Source organism: Flavobacterium sp. N2038 (genome assembly GCF_025947185.1).
GTDB lineage: Bacteria > Bacteroidota > Bacteroidia > Flavobacteriales > Flavobacteriaceae > Flavobacterium.
Map to the genome: position 1 here is coordinate 3,329,154 of NZ_CP110001.1, position 19,116 is coordinate 3,348,269.

A 19,116-nucleotide genomic window follows, 5' to 3' on the forward strand; every position below is an offset into this window, starting at 1 on the left:
ATGGCTAAAGATAATAATCCAAATCCGAGTAAATTTAAAATAAGTCCTTGGTTAATATATACCGCAATACTTTTAGTTTTTTTATTTATAAGTTTTGCAACCGGAGGATCTAACTTAAGCGAGCCTGCTCAATTGACTTCTTCTAAATTCAACACTTTATTAGAAAAAGGACAAATTGAAAAAGTTATCGTTTATAATAAAGCTGAAGCTGAAGTTTACCTGACACAAGCTGCTCTTAAAGATGCAGCAAATAAAAAAGTTGCAAAAGATATTTTTGAAAGACCAAACAAAGGTCCTCACTATACTTTAGAAATTGGTAATGACCAAATTTTTCAGACAAAACTGGAAAAAGCAGTTGGCGAAGGCAAACTGAAAGATTTTAACTTCCTTCAAAAAAACAACTGGAGCGATATTTTAATCAGCTTACTACCAATCATCATCATTATTGGTGTATGGATCTTCATTATGCGTAAAATGTCAGGCGGCGCTGGTGGCGGTGGCGGACAAATTTTTAACATTGGAAAATCTAAAGCTAAATTATTTGATGAGAAAACAGATATCAAAACAACTTTTAAAGATGTTGCAGGTTTAGAAGGCGCTAAAGAAGAAATACAAGAAATTGTAGAATTTCTTAAAAACCCTGAAAAATATACTAATCTTGGAGGTAAAATCCCAAAAGGAGCTTTACTTGTAGGACCTCCGGGAACTGGTAAAACGTTGCTTGCAAAAGCGGTAGCCGGCGAAGCTCAGGTTCCTTTCTTCTCTTTATCAGGTTCTGATTTCGTAGAAATGTTTGTAGGGGTTGGTGCATCTCGTGTACGTGACTTATTTAAACAGGCAAAAGAAAAATCTCCAGCTATTATCTTTATTGACGAGATCGATGCTGTTGGTAGAGCTCGTGGAAAAAGCAATATGTCTGGCGGAAACGACGAGAGAGAAAACACATTAAACCAATTACTAACAGAAATGGATGGTTTTGGTACAAACTCTAACGTAATTGTATTAGCAGCAACAAACAGAGCTGATGTTCTTGACAAAGCTTTAATGCGTGCCGGACGTTTTGACAGACAAATTTTTGTTGACTTACCAGACATTCGTGAGAGAGCAGAGATTTTTGCTGTTCACTTGGCTCCTATCAAAAAAGTCGAAGGTCTTGATCTTGACTTCTTAGCAAAACAAACTCCGGGATTCTCTGGTGCTGATATTGCCAACGTGTGTAACGAAGCTGCATTAATTGCTGCACGTAACAACAAACCAGCAGTAGACAAGCAAGATTTTCTTGATGCAGTTGACAGAATTATTGGTGGTCTTGAAAAGAAAAACAAAATCATTACTCCAGACGAAAAGAGAGCTATTGCAATTCACGAAGCTGGTCACGCAACTGTAAGCTGGATGCTAGAGCATGCTGCCCCACTTATTAAAGTAACAATTGTTCCTCGCGGACAAAGTTTAGGTGCTGCATGGTACTTACCAGAAGAAAGACAAATCGTAAGAACAGATCAAATGCTTGACGAAATGTGTGCAACCATGGGCGGAAGAGCTGCTGAAAAAGTAACTTTTGACAGAATTTCAACCGGAGCTTTAAGCGATTTAGAAAAAGTAACGCGTCAGGCTCGTGCAATGGTAACGATTTACGGTTTGAATGATAAAATCGGAAATGTTACTTATTATGATTCAAGCGGACAAAGCGAATACAACTTCTCTAAACCATATTCTGATGAAACTGCGAAAATTATTGACAAAGAAATTTCAGAATTAATTGAAGGTCAATACCAAAGAGCTATTGAAATTCTTGAAGAAAACAAAGACAAATTAAATCAGCTTGCTGATATATTAATTGAAAAAGAAGTAATCTTTAAAGATGACTTAGAGGCAATTTTCGGAAAACGTACTTTTGATAAAAATTTAGAAGAAGTCGTTTCGTAAAATTATACAGTAAATAAGTAATATTTTTTAAAATCTTAATTCAAAATAGCCTTTTGAATTAAGATTTTTTTATCTTTGAACGTTTTCAATTAACATGTAAAGTATTTCATATAAAAAATGAATTTTTTCAAAAAAATATTTGGATCCGGTGATTCCTCTTCTGAAGAAGAAGGTGAAAGTGAATACGGACGAAATCCAGTTCAAAATAGCCACTTATCATTAGATGAACAATTCATTTTCAATTTCAGGAAAAATGGAGGTAAATTTTTGTATTGCGAAAACAAACAGGAAGTTGCTGAACAATTTGAAAATATTCTGGAAGAAAATGACTGGTTTGAAAAAGAAGTCTTATGCTATGAGTCTGGTCTTTTTCATTTATTAGAAGAAAACAAATTAATTTATATTTCGCCAAGAAACCCAAGATTCTTATTGGCATCATGCGAGAACTTAATTGCCGATGAAGGCTCTATTTTGTTTTCATCAAAACAAATCAGACAGGACAAACCAAATGAGTTACCTGCAAATATTGTCATAATTGCAACTACAAGTCAAATTTTACCTATGAAAAGTGATGGCTTAAGTGCCATTAAACGCAAATACGAACGTGACTATCCAACTAACATTACCACAATAAAATATTTCGAAAAGGCCAAAGAAGAAGATTTCACGCAATACGGAAGTGTAGCCAAGAATCTGTATTTATTGCTTTTAGAAGACCTTTAAGATGAATGAAACACTGAAGAGAACCATTTCTGGTGCTGTTTATATCGCTTTACTCCTAACATCTATTCTGTTTTCTACCGAAAGCTTCATTATTCTTTTTGGAATTTTTCTAATTATAACAATTTATGAATATTCTAACTTAGTAAACCTGAATAAGATCTTTTCGATCCTATTTGGAACTTTGTTGTATTCTTCCATCGTTTTGATTAGTCATTATCAAAAACAAACGATACTGTTTTTAAGCGACTTATTTAAAACAAAATTTAATTCAGAAATCAATATTCAACAACTGGATGTTGTACTACTTGCTATTACTTTAGTAGTTTCAATTAAATGCATCCTTTTTCTGTTTTATGATTCTGTGCAAAAAGTTAGTATTTCATCAAAATACTTGTATTTATTAGGATACATCACATTACCTTTTGTTTTTATTGTAAAAATATCTTTCGGAACCAACGATTATAATCCAAAAATTATTCTTGGCTTATTTATCCTGATCTGGACAAATGATACATTTGCCTATCTGGTTGGAAAATCAATGGGAAAACACAAATTATTTGAGCGAGTTTCTCCTAAAAAAACCATAGAAGGATTTTTAGGCGGCGTTGTATTTGCTGCTTTTGCCGGTTTTTTAATTTCTAAACTTTACATTCAGCCTAAGCCTGATTTTAGCAGTAAATCTATTTTAATATGGACCATTATCGCTTTGATTGTGAGCGTTTTTGGAACGATTGGAGACTTAATCGAATCCAAATTTAAAAGAATTTCCGGTGTTAAAGACAGTGGTTCTATTATGCCAGGCCACGGAGGTATCCTAGATCGACTAGATAGTGTTATATTTGTAGCACCAATTATATTTTTATTTTATCAAATTTTATATTATGTTTCATAAAGAAGGAGGACCATCCATTTTACTAGGTACTATTTTTGCTGTTGCCGTATTGCTAATTGCCGACAAATTCATTGATATTGCCTGGCTAAGAATGCTTGTTCAGATTGCAGGCGTAGTAGTTTTGATTATTATTTTACAATTTTTTAGAAATCCTAAAAGAATTGCAATAAGAGATATTAACCACATCCTTGCTCCGGTTGACGGAAAAGTTGTGGTTATTGAAGAAGTTTATGAAGGTGAATATTTTAAAGATAAACGTTTACAGGTTTCTATCTTTATGTCACCAATTAATGTTCACGTTACTCGTTATGCGATGGACGGAATTATAAAATTCAGTAAATATCATCCTGGTAAGTTTTTAGTAGCATGGCACCCAAAAGCCAGCGAAGAAAACGAAAGAACTACAGTTGTTATTGAAAATGAAACTTTCGGACAAATATTATACAGACAAATTGCCGGTGCATTGGCACGTAGAATTGTAAACTATGCTCAGGAAGGTATGCAGGTTGTTCAGGGAACTGATGCCGGTTTTATTAAATTTGGTTCAAGAGTAGATTTATTTTTACCTTTAGGTACACCAATTAATGTAGAGTTAAACCAAAAAGCAATTGGCGGAAAAACTATTATTGCTACAAAAGCTTAAATGACCATAAAAGATTTAGATACCCGTTTTTCTGAAGCTGTCGAAACTGCATTAAAAATGACTCAGGCTTCTTTACCGCAAGATGTGCAGTTAAGACTTTATGCCTATTATAAACAAGCAACCTTTGGGACTGCAGTTTATAATCAATCGCAAAATTTTGATTTGAGAGATGCTTTCAAAACAAATGCGTGGATGCAGATTAGTCACATTTCGGTTGATGAAGCAAAAGAAGGTTATATCGAAATCATTAATTCACTAACATTAAAATAAATTACTTATGAAGAAAAACATTACTCGTTTTGGTATTTTAGCTTCATTCTTAGCGTTATTTTCTTGTAATGACGGTAATAAGCTAACAGAAGTTGTTGAGGTTCCTTTGCCAACAAAGGAAGAAAAAATAACCATAGGAACTCCTGATGATATAAAAGCAGATCCGGGCTCTTTTGGTATTACTAAACTTCCATTTGCTTATGACGGGCTTGCTCCGGACATTCGTTCGCTTACTTTAGAGACACATTATTCTAAACATTATGTTACTTACACTAATAACCTGAATAAAGAAATTGTTTCGACTGAGTTTGAAAATATGCCAATTGAGGATATTTTGAAAAAAATGCCTCTCACAAATATCAAACTTCGTCAAAATGCCGGAGGATATTACAACCATACATTGTATTTCAACCTTCTAACGCCTAAAGAGCAAACTCCAAAAGACACTCTTGCAGGATCGATCAATAAAGAATTTGGTTCGTTTAATAATCTTACCAATCAGTTTAAAGGTCAGGCAGAAAAACAATTTGGATCTGGCTGGGTATGGCTGGTTGTGGACCGTTACGGAAAATTGCAAATTACAACTACCGACAATCAGGATAATCCTTTAATGAAAAATGCCTTGATTCCGGGAACACCTATTATAGGAATCGATTTATGGGAACACGCTTATTACCTGGACTACCAAAACAGAAAAGGAAGTTATATTGACGCTTTTTACAAACATATAAATTGGGAAAAAGCAAACGAATATTACATAGAGGCTTTGAAGAAAGTCAAAAAAGTATAAAAATTATAAAAGCTGATACAAATTTGTATCAGCTTTTTTTTATACCTTAATACTTCTAAGACCTTAGATATGAAAGACATTGCAAATCGTTTTACAGAAAACCCACTGTTGTCACCAGCAGATATTCCTGCAAGCAGAGAGGGATTGGAAGTTACTTGTCTGCTAAATCCCGGAGTTTTTCAATTTGAAAACAAAATCTGGCTGGCTGTACGGGTTGCCGAAAGACCAAAGCAAACAGAAAATATAATTTCGTTTCCTGTTTTAACCGAATCAGGGACTATTCAAATCATTGAAATTCTGAAAGATGATCCTGAACTTATAGCTACAGATGCACGTGTAATAAACTACAAAAGAACCGATTATTTAACCACATTATCGCACATTAGATTACTATGCAGCGATGATGGCCGTAAGTTTTATGAGCCCGAGAACTACCCGCATTTGGTTGGCGAAGGAATACTGGAAACTTTCGGAATTGAAGATTGTCGCGTTTCTTTAATCGAAGGTCGCTATTACCTCACTTTTACTGCTGTTTCAGATAATGGCGTTGGTGTTGGTTTACGCACTACTACCAACTGGAAAACTTTTGAGAAACATGGAATGATTTTCCCTCCTCATAATAAAGATTGCGCCATTTTTGAAGAAAAGATAAATGGTCTATTTTATGCATTACACCGACCAAACAGTGTAGATATTGGGGGAAATTATATTTGGATAGCTTCATCACCGGATGGCATTCACTGGGGAAATCACCAATGTATCATTAAAACCAGAAAAGACCATTGGGACAGCAAGAGAGTCGGCGCCGGAGCAGCACCAATAAAAACAGCAAAAGGATGGCTCGAAATTTATCATGGAGCCAATGAATCTCATCAATATTGCTTAGGTGCTTTTTTAATGGATCTTGAAAATCCTTCAAAAGTAATTTCAAGAACCGAAAGTCCAATTATGATTCCTAAAACAAATTATGAATTAAGTGGTTTCTTTGGAAATGTAGTATTTACCAATGGTCATATTCTGGAACCAGATGGAGACACCGTTACTATTTATTATGGCGCATCTGACGAGTTTGTTTGTGGAGCTCAATTTTCTTTAGCAGCCATTATTTCTCTCCTCAAAGAAATTTAAAAGCAAAAAACTTGTTTAGGTTATTTCTAACACTAAACAAGCTTCTTTTGCAACTTCTATAATTTTACTTTAACTCTAAAATTAGAGATTCTGATGGCTCAATTGAAATTTTAGCTTTTCCTTCTCCATTTTGCACCTTCAAAGCAAACTTTTTAATCTGATACAACTGATCTGTCAATTGATATTCTCCTTCTTTTAAATTCCATTTCGAAATAATATCCGACGGAATCTTCAATTCAAACTCACTTGTTTTATCAGAAGAAAAATTAGCAATTACAACAAGCTTTTGATTCTCAGACCAACGCACATAAGAATAGAGCAAAGGATCGTAACCTGCATTATTCTCACGATTTACAGATTGAATTTCCTGAAAACTCCCCATTAAAGCTGAACTATTAATTGAAAAATTCAATAATCGTTTGTAAAACACACGAAGTTTTTTTTCGGAATCAGATAATTTTCCGCCATCAAATTTGCCTTCATTCATCCAGCGCTGATGATTTGGAACTCCGATATAATCAAAAATGGAAGTTCTGGATCGCTTTCCAAAACCTGCATCCTCGTTTCCGGCCTCTCCTACTTCCTGTCCAAAATAAATCATGGTTGGCGAAGTACTGATTGTTGTCGAAACCACCATTAAAGGCTTTCCGCGTTCCGGTGTTCCTGCAAATTCAGGACTTGCTAAACGTTGTTCATCATGATTGTCAAGAAAATGAAGCATGTGATGCTCAATATCTGCCATTCCTTTTTGAATATCTGATAATCCATCAGGAGAAGATTTTCCACGAATGACATCTTTCAACTTATCATACGTTTCTACTTTATCATACAAATAATCCATTTTTCCTAAACGAATGTAGTTTCGATATTCATTTGGATTGTAAACTTCAGCCAGTAAAAAAGCATTCGGATTTTTCATTTTTATAGCCGAATTCATATAACTCCAAAATTCATACGGAACCATTTCTGCCATATCATATCTAAAACCGTCAACGCCTTTTGCAGTCCAATACAACGCAATAGCTCTGAATTTTTTCCAGGAATCCGGAACCTCTTTGTCTTGCCAAAAAGTAAAATGTTCTTTATATGATTTCTGATCAAAACCGACAGGCAATTCCGGAAAATCTTTAGAACCATCAGGACGAATTCCGTAATTCACTTTTACCGTTTCATACCAGTCATTTTGATCCGGTTTTACTTTTCTCGAACCATTCCCGGTCCATTTTGCAGGATTTTCATCAAACTTTCCATCAATCAGATCATTTTTTTCTCCATTTAACGGAATATCTCCATCAGGAATCAGAAAATGCTCATTTGGAATATAATAAAAATTATTATTTCGATCGTATTCAACGTTTACATTATCATTGGCACCAAAATCCTTTACACCTTCCGGATTGCTTTTTCCCTCGTATTTTCGGGCGATATGGTTTGGAACAATATCAATAATAAGTTTTAAGTCGGCTTTATGCGTTCGCGCAATTAAATCTTCAAACTCTTGTAGTCTGTTTGCCGGATTTACTGCCAAATCGGGATTTACATTATAATAATCTTTTACAGCATATGGTGAACCCGCACGGCCTTTTACTACTTCAGGATCGTCATTTGAAATTCCGTAAGCAGTGTAATCATGAACCAAAGCATGATGAGGTACACCGGTATACCAAATATAAGTAACTCCTAAATCTTTAATTTCGTGCAGTGCCTTGTCTGTAAAATCATTAAACTTACCTACACCATTTTCTTCAATAGTTCCCCAGGGTTTATTGGTGGTGTTTTTATTCCCAAACAAACGTGTAAAAACCTGATAAACTACAATTTTCTTATCCGTATCATGCTCTTTTATTGGTGTACTCATTTTTAAATCTTGTGTTTTACATGCTGTAAACAGCAAGGTTACAGCCATTCCTGTAACAAAAAATCGTTTATTTATCATGCTCTTTTTTATAATCAGACCGGTTTTTGAAATGGTTGGTTTTATTTAAATCCTTATAACCATTTCCTAAATTTAATCTAATTTTTAAAACCCAGATTAAACGTGCTGCAATTTGTCTAAAAATCGTTTAAAAATTGTCCACTACAACGTGAGAGTTCGCAATTTTGTTGATAAAATTCAGGATTACAATATGCCCTAAACAGTCTTTGTTTTTGAATTATAAATTAATCCTAATATCAGCTACAGGTTGTAACCTTTTTCATAAATTTGACAAAAATTTAATCCGTTGAATAAATCAATCTTTTTCATATTTATTGGTCTGCTTTTCTTAAGCGTTCAATTTACTTTTGCACAGGCTCCCAAAAAAATCATTATCGAGAATGCCGATTTTTCTGATATCGATCAGGTAGCTGTGCCTGATGGTCTTTTATTAACCGGAAATGTAAAAGTAAATCACGATGGTGTTGTACTTACTTGTAATAAAGCGTATTTTTTTCAGAAAGAAAACTACTTAAAAGCATTTGGAAATGTACAATTAGTACAGGGAGATACTTTATTTTTGAACAGTAAATATGCTGAGTATAGCGGAAATCTAAAAAAAGCATTTGCAACAGGAAATGCGGTTATGACTTCGCCTGATGCAACTTTGCAGACGGATACCATTAACTTTGACCGAAATGTTCAGGAAGTTTTTTATAATACCAAAGGTACCATTGTAAACAAAGACAATACTTTGATTAGTAAATCTGGTAAATACTATGTGACTCAAAAGAAATTTCAGTTCTTAACAGAAGTTACGATCACAAATCCTAAATATGTAATTAAATCAAATCACCTGGATTATTACAGCAATTCAGGACACACCTATTTACTTGGACCTTCAACAATTACCAGTAAAGCAAATTACATCTATACTGAAAAAGGTTTTTATGATACCAAAAAAAATCTGGCGCACTTTTTAAGGAAATCTTATATAAAATATGACGACCGTCTCATAGAAGGTGACAGTTTGTTTTATAATCGAAATATCGAATTTGCATCGGCAACCCGAAATGTAAAAATAACCGATTCGATAAATAAAGGAATTGTAAAAGGCCATTATGCTGAAATTTACAAACTAAAAGATTCCATGTTTGTAACCAAAAGAGCGGTTGCCATCAATTTAGTTGAAAATGATTCGGTTTATATTCATGGTAAAAAATTAATGGTTACCGGAAAAGAAGGAGAAAGAATTTTGAGAGCTTACAATAATGTTCGTTTCTACAAAACCGATATGAGTGGAAAATGTGACTCTATTCATTCTAATTCTAAAACGGCTTTAACAAAACTGATTGGAAATCCTATTTTATGGAATGGAGACAACCAGATTACGGGTGATGTTATGCATTTAATTGGTGATAATAACACCAAAAAACTGGATTCCTTAAAAGTCCTCAATAATACCTTTCTCGTCTCGCGGGATACTCTCGGAACGGGTTTTAATCAGGTGAAAGGCCTCAATTTATTTGGGAAATTTAAAGAAGGAAAACTACATGATGTTGATGTTATCAAAAATACTGAAGTAGTTTACTATATGCGTAATGATCAAAAGGAGCTCATTGGTATTAATAAAAATGTGAGTAGTAAAATCAATTTGATTTTAGAAAACAATGCTGTAGAAACGATTACTTTTTTTAATAAAGTAGACGGAGATATATACCCTGAAGCTGATTTACCTGAAAATGCACGAAAATTAAGAGGTCTAGTCTGGCGCGGTGATGAACGAATCAAGTCTAAAGATGATATTTTTACTGCTGAAGATAACGAATTAAATGAGAAATTAATCAAAGAAGGAAAAGATCAGGAAGCTAAAAACAAAGATGTCCCTTTAAAAGTCAGGAAAGAGACTTTAAATTACGACAAAAAGAAACCAACGGCTAAACCTGTTATAAAGACAAGTACGAAAACCAAAAAATAGTATGCTGTTTTGGGTCGCAATTGTAAATTTACAAAACTTTGCAGACAACTGTATAAATCTTTGCATTTGTAGTACTCATAGAAAATCAGGCTTTAGTTATAAACTTAACTTAAGCCTAAAATTAGAACCTTATAATCTCAGTACCTTTGCTACTTTGAACCTTTAAAGAAATGAATCCAGATTTTATAAAATATCAGGCACAAACTTCTCCATATCCTTTAGGAATGGAAGTTTCACATGCCGTTGGCTCTTATATTTACGACACAAACGATAAAAAATATCTAGATTTTGTTGCCGGAGTTTCGGCTTGTACGCTTGGACATCAACATCCAAGAGTAAATCAGGCAATAAAAGATCAGTTGGATAAATATTCCCACGTAATGGTTTACGGTGAATATTCACAAAGTCCGGCAGTACAATACTGCAAATTAATGGCCTCACTTCTACCTGAATCTCTAAGTAAAACGTATTTAGTAAACTCAGGAACAGAAGCTATTGAAGGCTCTTTAAAATTAGCAAAAAGAGTTACTGGTCGCAGTCAGCTTATCTCGTGTCACAATGCTTATCATGGAAACACAATGGGATCCATGAGCGTTATGGGATTTGAAGAACGCAAACAGGCTTTCAGACCTTTACTTCCGGATGTTGATTTTATTACCTTCAACAACGAAGAGGATCTGCAAAAAATAACTACAAGAACAGCTGCTATATTATTAGAAACTATTCAGGGTGGTGCCGGATTTATTCAGCCGGAAAATAACTTTTTACAGAAAGTTCGCAAACGCTGTGATGAAGTTGGTGCTTTGATGATTGTTGACGAAATTCAGCCTGGTTTTGGAAGAACCGGAAAGCTTTTTGGTTTTCAAAACTATGATGTCGTTCCGGATATTGTGGTTATGGGAAAAGGTATGGGAGGTGGAATGCCGGTTGGAGCTTTTACAGCTTCGGCAGAAAAAATGGATCTTTTAACCGAAAATCCTAAACTTGGCCATATAACAACCTTTGGAGGTCATCCTGTCATTGCGTCAGCTTGTTTGGCTACTTTGCAAGAATTAACTGAGACAAACTTAATGACAGACGCTTTAGAGAAAGAAAAACTCTTTAGATCGCTTTTGGTACATCCTTTGATAAAAGAAGTTAGAGGAAAGGGATTAATGCTTGCTGCAATGACCGAAACTGCAGACATTACCAATCAGGTTATTTTGAACTGTCAGGATAAAGGTCTTATCTTATTTTGGTTACTATTTGAAGGGTGCGCCATTAGAATAACACCGCCATTAACCATTTCTGAAGAAGAAATCAAAGAAGGTTGTGCCATCATTTTGAATGTTATGGATGAAATAATGCAGGCAGAGGCAGCAAAATAAGGAATAAAAAGATTTTAAGTCCATAATTAAAGAGTAATTCACTTAAATCAAAAAACAAATCATAATATTCTTTAAGAAGTGAACATTAATGATTTAACTAGTAAATAATAATCCAATAATCTTTTATATATCAGAAGATTATGACTAAAAACAGAACGGAAATTCTGTCCATATTGTTAATTAAATTGTTCACAACAATTAGTTTTCCTTCCCCACATCAATAATATGGTTGCCTAATTTTATAACAGGCTAATTTCAAATAAAACAAAGTATGCAATTAAGCAACGAAGAAGAAGATTATAACCTATCCCTATCCAAATTTGAGTCTATGTTAAAAACTAACAAAGTGCTCTTTTTTGATTCTGAAGAATTTGAAGAAATTATTCTTCATTATTTAGATATAGGCAAGGCTAATTTAGCAAAAAAGGCCTTAAAACTTGCATTAGACCAACATCCAAAATCTACAGGCTTAAAATTAGTACAAGTAGAAATGCTGGTTTATGACGACAAACTTGAAATCGCTGAGAAGCTTTTGAATGAGTTGTATGCAATCGAACCTAACAACGAGGAAATTTACATCCAGAAAGCCAATATCTGTTCTAAAAGAGATCAACACGAAAAAGCGGTAGAATTGCTTAAAATCGCCCTGCAATATACAGACGATTATGCCGACGTGTACAACTTGATTGGAATGGAATATCTCTTTATGGATAACCTTGAGATGGCAAAAGACAATTTTATTAAATGTCTTGAAGAAGATTTAGAAGATCAGTCAGCTTTATACAATGTGGTTTATTGTTTTGAGTTTTTAGATCAAAACCAGGAAGCCATTACTTATCTTAACGACTATATCAACAAAAACCCATATAGCGAAATCGCCTGGCATCAGCTTGGGCGCCTGCATTATGGCGTAAAAGAATATGAAAATGCGATTCGCGCTTTTGACTATGCAACCCTGATCGACGATGAGTTTTTGGGTGCTTTTATGGAAAAAGCCAAATCTTATGAGCGTTTAAAAAAATACAATGAAGCTATTGAAAGTTACAATCGTACAATAGAATTGGACGACGCAACTTCTTATGCTTTATTGCGAATTGGAAAATGTTATGAAAAACTGGGAAATGCGGTAAAAGCGCTTCAGTATTATAACCAAACCGTTCATGAGGATCCGCTTTTAGACAAAGGATGGATTGCGATAACAGACTTTTATGTACGTCAGAAAAATTATCAAAAAGCATTATTCTTTGTTAATAAAGCATTGGCAATCGACAATCAAAATCGTTTGTACTGGAAGCGTTATGCAACCATCAATAAACAAATGAACTTTTTTGAAGAAGCTGAATTTGGCTATAGAAAAGCAGTAGAATTTGGAGATTACGCTTTAGATACCTGGTTATTTTGGGTTGATATTCTTCAGTTTCTAGGTGAATTTGAAAGTGCAATTCAGACTTTATTACAGGCAACTGAATATTTTCCGGAAGAAAACGAAATAGAATATCGTTTAGCCGGCTTGTATTTCATGATTCAGGACAATACAAAGGCAAAGTTTCATTTAAGCAATGCTTTGCGTTTAAACTTTGAAAATTACATCTTAATCGAAGATTTGTTTCCGGTAGTCTGGTCAAAAAAAATGGTGAAAAATTACATTGAAAAACACAGAAAATAAATGATAGGTATTCTAAAAAGACGATTTGGCTTATTGGGCCGTAATATTAGCTACTCATTTTCAAAAGGGTATTTTACAGAAAAATTTAGTGATGAGGTTTTTGCCGGCAACAGCTACGAAAATTTCGACATTTCTGAAATTGATCACCTTACCGGATTAATCAAAAACAATCCGGATTTAAAAGGGCTTAATGTTACGATTCCATACAAAGAGCAAGTCATTCCTTATTTAGATAAATTATCCAGAAAAGCACAACTTATTGGTGCTGTAAACACAATAAAGTTTACCAAAAGCGGTAAATTGAAAGGTTACAATACCGATTATTATGGCTTTAAAAAATCGTTAAAACCATTATTAGAGCCACATCATAAAAAAGCACTGATTTTAGGCACAGGAGGAGCATCAAAAGGTGTTGCTTTTGCACTTGATGAACTCGATATTCCTTATGTTTTTGTGTCGAGAGAATCAAGAGAAAATATCATTGACTACAATTTAATAAACGCTACAACTTTTGATAATTTCCAAATTATCATCAATTGTACCCCCGTTGGAACAAGTCCTAATATCGAAGCTTGTCCTGATCTCCCTTATGAGTTTTTTACTGAAAAACATATTGCTTACGATTTAATTTATAATCCGGCGGAAACTCAGTTTTTAAAAAATGCCAAAGAAAGAGGTGCTGTAATTAAAAACGGTTATGATATGCTAATTTTTCAGGCAGAAAAAGCATGGAAAATATGGAACAAATAAAAAAATAAAATGTGAAAGTATTTTTTTTTGTAAATTAGTCTACTCATTAGTAGATAGTTATGAAAAAACAATTACTTTACTTTAGCATTTTTTTTCTTATTACATCTCTTGCAGCAGCACAAGACGAAGATATTGACCGAAGCAATAGTCCGTTTGCTGAACCCCGATATCATTATTTTCTGCAGACTATTTTATTATACAACGAATATTTAGATACCAAAAATGGCTCGTTTAATACCACAAACTTGCGTATTCTACAGCCAATAGGCAACAAAGCCTGGAATTTGAGATTTGATTTGCCTTTAATCTCAACTAACTCAAATTCCCTCAATCAAACCGGACTTGGAGATATAGGTGCCGGGCTTAGTTTTATCCCTTATTTCAAGAAAAACAACGGAATTGGCCTCAGAACCCGTGTTATTTCAAACTCCGCAGTAGATCCAAGTTTTGGTACCGGAAAATGGGTCGTTATTCCAGCCGGTGTTTTTGCAAAATACTTTAATCGAAAGAAATTTTTATGGATTGCTACTGTCGAACATTCCCAAAGTTTTGCAGGATCAAGTAATCGAAGCGATGTGAGTGTAACATTGCTAGAAAACAACTTTTTATGGTTTTTCGGTAAAAACTGGATTGCTACCGATGTAGCCTTTAGATATAATTATGTTCTGGATGGTTTTCAGAATAATGCTTTTATGGAATTTGGTCGAAAAATTACCCCGACAAACTTAGTTTATGTACACCCCAGTGTAGCTTTTGGAGGTGAAAAATCATATAATTTCGGTATGGAAGTCGGACTTCTAATTTTATTCTAAATCGAGAGATTGTTGATTTCTTCTAAATTCATTTCTACTGTCATCGAAAAATCACAAAAGCATTATTTCTATCTTATCAATTAAAATGACAAAAATTAACATATCATACTGTAAAGTTGAGGTAAACAATAAGAATTTCATCGTAAAATAGCGTATAAACAAACGATTTATTTTGTATTTAGAAACACCTTTACTATCTTTCGCACTGTTAAAGTAAAAACCTTATACATTTAAAAATGTTAGAAGAAAAGAATGATAACCTGCAAGAAGCAGACGGAAAATTAGGAATCGAAATTACTGATTCTACTCAAGATGATGCAACTCAAACTGTGAGCTCTGATACTATTGACGAAAATGCCAATTTAGATTCAGACAGCAAAAGTGAAATCACAGTTGATGCAGAAGAGAATAGTCATCAAACTGCATTAGATGCCATTATAAATTCTAATGCCGAAGAAAGTGAAGATGAAACACTAAAAGAACGCCACGATATCCCAATGCAGGATTATCACACGTTTTCTATGGATTCACTTGTCGATGAACTAAAAAAACTGATTCAGACAGACAAAGTGATGTCTGTAAAAGATCATATAGAAGAAATTAAAAAGTCCTTTTTATTACAATACAACCATCTTATTGAAGAGAAAAAAGAAGAATTCAACGCTTCAAAAGAAGATCCAAATGAAGAATTCGAATATCACTCTCCTTTAAAATCTAAATTTGATGAATACTACAATGTTTTTAGAGAAAAAAGAAATGTTCATTTCAAACATTTACAAACCAATCTAAAAACAAATTTAGATACCAGACTTGCTATTGTTGAAGAATTAAAAGAACTTATAAATCCTCAGGAAAACATCAAAGACACTCTTAAACATTTTAATGATTTGAGAGAGAGATGGAAAAATGCAGGAGCAATTCCTAAAGACAAATACAATCACGTTTGGAATAATTATCATTTTCATGTCGAAAATTTCTACGATTATTTGCATTTAGACCGTGAGGCAAGAGATTTAGATTTTAAATACAATTTAGATCAAAAGCAAAAAATAATTGCGCGAGTTGAAGAATTACTAAATGAAACTGATATTAGTAAAGCTTTCCGCGAATTACAGGATTTACACCGAATCTGGAAAGAAGATATTGGTCCTGTTTCTAAAGAACACCGTGATGTTATCTGGAATAAATTTAGCGAACTGACTAAAAAAATTCATGATAAGAGAGAAGTTTTGTTTGAAAGCCAAAGAGCAAATGAGCAAAAAAATCTTGAAGTCAAAAAAGAAATCATAGGCAAAATTGAAGTTTTGGGAACAGAGAAAGTAAACTCACATTCTCAATGGCTAATCCAGATTCAGAAAGTTGAAGAACTTAGAAATGAGTTTTTTGCTGCCGGAAAAGTACCTTCAGAAGTCAACGAAGAAACCTGGGCCGCATTTAAAACTTCTGTCAGAAACTTTAATGCTTTTAAAAACTCGTTTTACAAAGACATTAAAAAAGATCAAAACGATAATTTAAACAAAAAAATGGCTTTGGTTGCAAAGGCCAAAGAACTTCAGGAAAGCACTGATTTTAGCTCTACAACTCCGGTTATGAAGCAAATTCAAGAAGAATGGAAACAAATTGGTCATGTTCCTAAAAAATATTCTGACAAAATCTGGAAAGAATTTAAGGATGCCTGCAACCATTATTTCGACAAATTAAAAGAGCATAAATCTGAGGAAAATATTGATGAAGTAGCTGCTTTTGATAACAAAAAAGCTTATCTGGATATTTTAAGAGCTTATCAGTTAACTGGTGATCATAAAACAGATCTGGATGCTATTAAAAAACATATCGAGAACTGGAAAGCATACGGAAAAGTGCCTTTTTCAAGACGTCATATTGAAGGTAAATTCAATAAAATTTTAGATGCTCTTTTTGAAAAACTGAGTTTAAGCAAAAAAGAAACTGAAATGATGCGTTTTGCTAACAGAATTGACTCTTTGTCCGACAGTAATGATACTCGTAAACTGGACAACGAAAAGATTTTCTTAATGCGAAAAATCGAAGAAGTACAAAACGAAATTTTCCAATTAGAAAATAATATTCAGTTTTTTACCAATACAAAAAATGCCAAAAAAGAAAATTCAATTGTTCTTGAGGTACGAAAAAATATCGCAATTCACAAAGAAAGTCTTGAAGTCTGGAAAGACAAACTAAAACAATTGAGAAACTTAAATCAGGAGTAAAATCTAAGTTTAAGCAAATTATAAAAAGGTGTAATGAAAACATATTCATTACACCTTTTTTTGTGCTCCAAAACTTTGATCAAGATGAACTAATACAGACTTACAACCTTTAGATTCGGTTCGTTCCAACAATTCCAACACAAAAACATAACAATCTAATTAAGCTCTGCAAATCAATTTTATAAAATATTGTCTATATTTGATAGATACTATAATTTTGATAATCAACCAAATAACAAATTCAATTATTAATTTTAATAACTACGAAAATGAAATTTACAAGAAAAGCGCACGCCAACTGGAAAGGAACCGGTATGGAAGGAAAAGGAACGATAACTACACAAAGTACAACACTGGATAATGCTCAGCTATCATTTAAAACACGATTTGCAGACGGCGTGGGAACAAATCCCGAAGAATTGGTCGCAGCAGCACATTCAGGCTGTTTTACGATGCAATTAAGCTTTTTACTAAACGAAGGAGGTTTCACTGCCGATGATTTAACCACAGAAGCTACAGTAACTTTTGAAGATGGCACTATAACTTTAATCCATTTAGATTTAAAAGGAAAGGTACCTTCTATTTCTGCAGAAGAATTTGCAGCTACAGCCGCTAAGGCCAAAGAGATTTGTCCAATTTCTAAATTATTAAACACCACTATCACTTTGTCTGCAGAATTGATTAGTTAAAAAACAAAAGACATAAAAAAAACCATCAGCCGTGGCTGATGGTTTTTTATTTACTCAAAAAGAGTTATTACATTTTAGCCTTCAAAGCTTTAGCTTCTGCAGTCATTTCAAGAGCGCTATAAACTCCTAATAAAGTTTTAGAAACATCTTCATTTTTAGGATCTAACTCATTAGCTTTTTTAAGGTAAGGAATTACACCTTTAAAAACACTTTCTCTTTGTGCTTTTAAAACATCATAACGTTTCATATCTTTTGCTGAAGTTCCAAGTTTGTTCATCTCATCAATGATTGGTTTTTCAGCTTCTAATTTTAATGCAGATAAGTTAAGATAAGCATTTGTATAGTTTGGATTGATCTCGATCGCTTTTAAGTAATATTTCTCAGCGTCTGCGTTATTCTTTGCACCAGCACTAATTACACCTAAATTAAATACTAAATCAGCATTGTTTGGATCTTTTTCTAAAGCTTCTCCAACTAATTTTTTGTACATGTCAAAATCTTTAGTCTCAAGATATAAGTTAGCTTCAGTTAAAATCAATGAAGTATCATCTGGATTTGCTTTTCTAGCGTCTGCGATTGCTTTTTTAGCATCTTCAGTACGTCCTTTTTGAACTAAAATTAACGCTAAGTTTTTGTAGATTTCACCTCTTTTAGAAGGAATAGCTTCAGTTTTAGGTTTTTCGTGTGTACCTAATTTTACAGCCATATCTCTTTCTTTTGCGTTTGCAAAACTATCATCGTTTCCAGAAGCTTTGTTTACTGCTGTATACATAGTCCCTTTTCCAGAATAGTTTAATTTTTTCAATTCCTCATACATTGGCAACGCAAGATCAAAATCCTGTGAGTTTACAGCTGTAGAAGCTGCATAGTATAAATTAATTGTATCTTTTTTATCTAACACATATGCATCGTATAATTTTTTTGCTCCTTCTACATGTTTGTTAGCTTGTGTATCAGCGATAGCTGAATTGATTAATTTGCCTTTAATATCAGTAATTGAAGCAGCAGCCTGAACTGAATACTTTTGTTTTCCTGATGTTTTTTCGATTTCAATTAATTTTTTGTAGCTGTCAGCAGCAAGAGATAAGTTTTTACTTTCTTCAACTTTTTTATCTGCTAATGCTAAATAACTATTTCCTTTTACGAAATAAAATTGAGCCTGCTCAACATCTTTAGCATTTGCTACCATGTTTTCTGCATCGTTCAAGATTGTGATTGCTCCCTGAGCATCTCCGCCTTTTAACGCTTTTTCAGCATTTTTAATCTGATCTTTCTGAGCAAAAGTAGCTAGTGAAATCAATAATGCTGATGCCAGTATTACATATTTACTTTTCATAAT

16 protein-coding genes are annotated in these 19,116 nt (G+C 33.5%); 14 read left to right on the forward strand and 2 right to left on the reverse strand.

Annotated features, from left to right (window positions below; translation table 11 throughout):
• The 7 genes from ftsH to OLM51_RS14785 all read left to right on the forward strand — a co-directional run bounded on the left by ftsH (nt 1) and on the right by OLM51_RS14785 (nt 6,372).
• Nucleotides 1-1,926 carry an ATP-dependent zinc metalloprotease FtsH gene (gene ftsH, locus OLM51_RS14755; protein WP_264551363.1) on the forward strand — a complete coding sequence of 642 codons (1,926 nt, stop codon included), beginning with the start codon at nt 1-3 and terminating at the stop codon, nt 1,924-1,926.
• A gap of 117 nt (nt 1,927-2,043) precedes the next feature.
• A complete protein-coding gene (locus tag OLM51_RS14760) occupies nt 2,044-2,649 on the forward strand; it encodes a lactate utilization protein B/C (RefSeq protein ID WP_213255760.1) in 606 nt (201 codons plus the stop codon).
• Nucleotide 2,650: 1 nt separating this feature from the next.
• Nucleotides 2,651-3,541, forward strand: a complete 891-nt coding sequence (locus OLM51_RS14765) for a phosphatidate cytidylyltransferase (RefSeq protein ID WP_264551364.1) — start codon at nt 2,651-2,653, stop codon at nt 3,539-3,541.
• A complete protein-coding gene (locus OLM51_RS14770) occupies nt 3,531-4,184 on the forward strand; it encodes a phosphatidylserine decarboxylase family protein (RefSeq protein WP_264551365.1) in 654 nt (217 codons plus the stop codon). Before OLM51_RS14765 ends, OLM51_RS14770 begins: the two co-directional genes overlap by 11 nt.
• On the forward strand, nt 4,185-4,454 hold the full coding sequence (locus tag OLM51_RS14775; protein WP_264551366.1) for an acyl-CoA-binding protein: 270 nt from the start codon (nt 4,185-4,187) through the stop codon (nt 4,452-4,454).
• Nucleotides 4,455-4,461: 7 nt separating this feature from the next.
• Nucleotides 4,462-5,244: a superoxide dismutase gene (locus tag OLM51_RS14780; RefSeq protein WP_264551367.1), complete on the forward strand. Its 783-nt coding sequence runs from the start codon at nt 4,462-4,464 to the stop codon at nt 5,242-5,244.
• A 69-nt stretch (nt 5,245-5,313) separates the two neighbouring features.
• Nucleotides 5,314-6,372: a glycoside hydrolase family 130 protein gene (locus tag OLM51_RS14785; RefSeq protein WP_264551368.1), complete on the forward strand. Its 1,059-nt coding sequence runs from the start codon at nt 5,314-5,316 to the stop codon at nt 6,370-6,372.
• A gap of 64 nt (nt 6,373-6,436) precedes the next feature.
• On the opposite strand, the gene OLM51_RS14790 is transcribed toward OLM51_RS14785, so the two are convergent.
• Nucleotides 6,437-8,308, reverse strand: coding sequence for an alpha-amylase family protein (locus OLM51_RS14790; protein WP_264551369.1), 1,872 nt, complete (start codon nt 8,306-8,308; stop codon nt 6,437-6,439).
• 286 nt (nt 8,309-8,594) lie between these two features.
• Between OLM51_RS14790 and OLM51_RS14795 the strand changes: the two genes are divergently transcribed.
• The 7 genes from OLM51_RS14795 (at nt 8,595) to OLM51_RS14825 (ending at nt 17,777) form a co-directional block, all read left to right on the forward strand.
• A complete protein-coding gene (locus OLM51_RS14795) occupies nt 8,595-10,265 on the forward strand; it encodes an OstA-like protein (protein WP_264551370.1) in 1,671 nt (556 codons plus the stop codon).
• Between the two features lie 170 nt (nt 10,266-10,435).
• On the forward strand, nt 10,436-11,632 hold the full coding sequence (locus OLM51_RS14800) for an aspartate aminotransferase family protein (RefSeq protein WP_264551371.1): 1,197 nt from the start codon (nt 10,436-10,438) through the stop codon (nt 11,630-11,632).
• A 271-nt stretch (nt 11,633-11,903) separates the two neighbouring features.
• Nucleotides 11,904-13,298: a tetratricopeptide repeat protein gene (locus tag OLM51_RS14805; RefSeq protein ID WP_264551372.1), complete on the forward strand. Its 1,395-nt coding sequence runs from the start codon at nt 11,904-11,906 to the stop codon at nt 13,296-13,298.
• Nucleotides 13,299-14,048: a shikimate dehydrogenase family protein gene (locus OLM51_RS14810; protein WP_264551373.1), complete on the forward strand. Its 750-nt coding sequence runs from the start codon at nt 13,299-13,301 to the stop codon at nt 14,046-14,048.
• A 59-nt stretch (nt 14,049-14,107) separates the two neighbouring features.
• Nucleotides 14,108-14,860, forward strand: a complete 753-nt coding sequence (locus tag OLM51_RS14815; protein ID WP_264551374.1) for a lipid A phosphoethanolamine transferase — start codon at nt 14,108-14,110, stop codon at nt 14,858-14,860.
• A 236-nt stretch (nt 14,861-15,096) separates the two neighbouring features.
• A complete protein-coding gene (locus OLM51_RS14820; RefSeq protein WP_264551375.1) occupies nt 15,097-17,088 on the forward strand; it encodes a DUF349 domain-containing protein in 1,992 nt (663 codons plus the stop codon).
• A 269-nt stretch (nt 17,089-17,357) separates the two neighbouring features.
• Nucleotides 17,358-17,777: an OsmC family protein gene (locus tag OLM51_RS14825; RefSeq protein WP_264551376.1), complete on the forward strand. Its 420-nt coding sequence runs from the start codon at nt 17,358-17,360 to the stop codon at nt 17,775-17,777.
• A gap of 67 nt (nt 17,778-17,844) precedes the next feature.
• Here OLM51_RS14825 and OLM51_RS14830 read toward each other — a convergent pair whose 3' ends face one another.
• A complete protein-coding gene (locus tag OLM51_RS14830) occupies nt 17,845-19,113 on the reverse strand; it encodes a tetratricopeptide repeat protein (protein WP_264551377.1) in 1,269 nt (422 codons plus the stop codon).
• Between the last annotated feature and the right edge of the window lie 3 nt (nt 19,114-19,116).

What these genes read in the sequence shown, in the direction of transcription:
- ftsH (WP_264551363.1), top strand. Translation starts at nt 1, where the DNA reads ATGGCTAAAGATAATAATCCAAATCCGAGTAAATTTAAAATAAGTCCT.
- OLM51_RS14760 (WP_213255760.1), top strand. Translation starts at nt 2,044, where the DNA reads ATGAATTTTTTCAAAAAAATATTTGGATCCGGTGATTCCTCTTCTGAA.
- OLM51_RS14765 (WP_264551364.1), top strand. Translation starts at nt 2,651, where the DNA reads ATGAATGAAACACTGAAGAGAACCATTTCTGGTGCTGTTTATATCGCT.
- OLM51_RS14770 (WP_264551365.1), top strand. Translation starts at nt 3,531, where the DNA reads ATGTTTCATAAAGAAGGAGGACCATCCATTTTACTAGGTACTATTTTT.
- OLM51_RS14775 (WP_264551366.1), top strand. Translation starts at nt 4,185, where the DNA reads ATGACCATAAAAGATTTAGATACCCGTTTTTCTGAAGCTGTCGAAACT.
- OLM51_RS14780 (WP_264551367.1), top strand. Translation starts at nt 4,462, where the DNA reads ATGAAGAAAAACATTACTCGTTTTGGTATTTTAGCTTCATTCTTAGCG.
- OLM51_RS14785 (WP_264551368.1), top strand. Translation starts at nt 5,314, where the DNA reads ATGAAAGACATTGCAAATCGTTTTACAGAAAACCCACTGTTGTCACCA.
- OLM51_RS14790 (WP_264551369.1), bottom strand. Translation starts at nt 8,308, where the DNA reads ATGATAAATAAACGATTTTTTGTTACAGGAATGGCTGTAACCTTGCTG.
- OLM51_RS14800 (WP_264551371.1), top strand. Translation starts at nt 10,436, where the DNA reads ATGAATCCAGATTTTATAAAATATCAGGCACAAACTTCTCCATATCCT.
- OLM51_RS14805 (WP_264551372.1), top strand. Translation starts at nt 11,904, where the DNA reads ATGCAATTAAGCAACGAAGAAGAAGATTATAACCTATCCCTATCCAAA.
- OLM51_RS14810 (WP_264551373.1), top strand. Translation starts at nt 13,299, where the DNA reads ATGATAGGTATTCTAAAAAGACGATTTGGCTTATTGGGCCGTAATATT.
- OLM51_RS14815 (WP_264551374.1), top strand. Translation starts at nt 14,108, where the DNA reads ATGAAAAAACAATTACTTTACTTTAGCATTTTTTTTCTTATTACATCT.
- OLM51_RS14820 (WP_264551375.1), top strand. Translation starts at nt 15,097, where the DNA reads ATGTTAGAAGAAAAGAATGATAACCTGCAAGAAGCAGACGGAAAATTA.
- OLM51_RS14825 (WP_264551376.1), top strand. Translation starts at nt 17,358, where the DNA reads ATGAAATTTACAAGAAAAGCGCACGCCAACTGGAAAGGAACCGGTATG.
- OLM51_RS14830 (WP_264551377.1), bottom strand. Translation starts at nt 19,113, where the DNA reads ATGAAAAGTAAATATGTAATACTGGCATCAGCATTATTGATTTCACTA.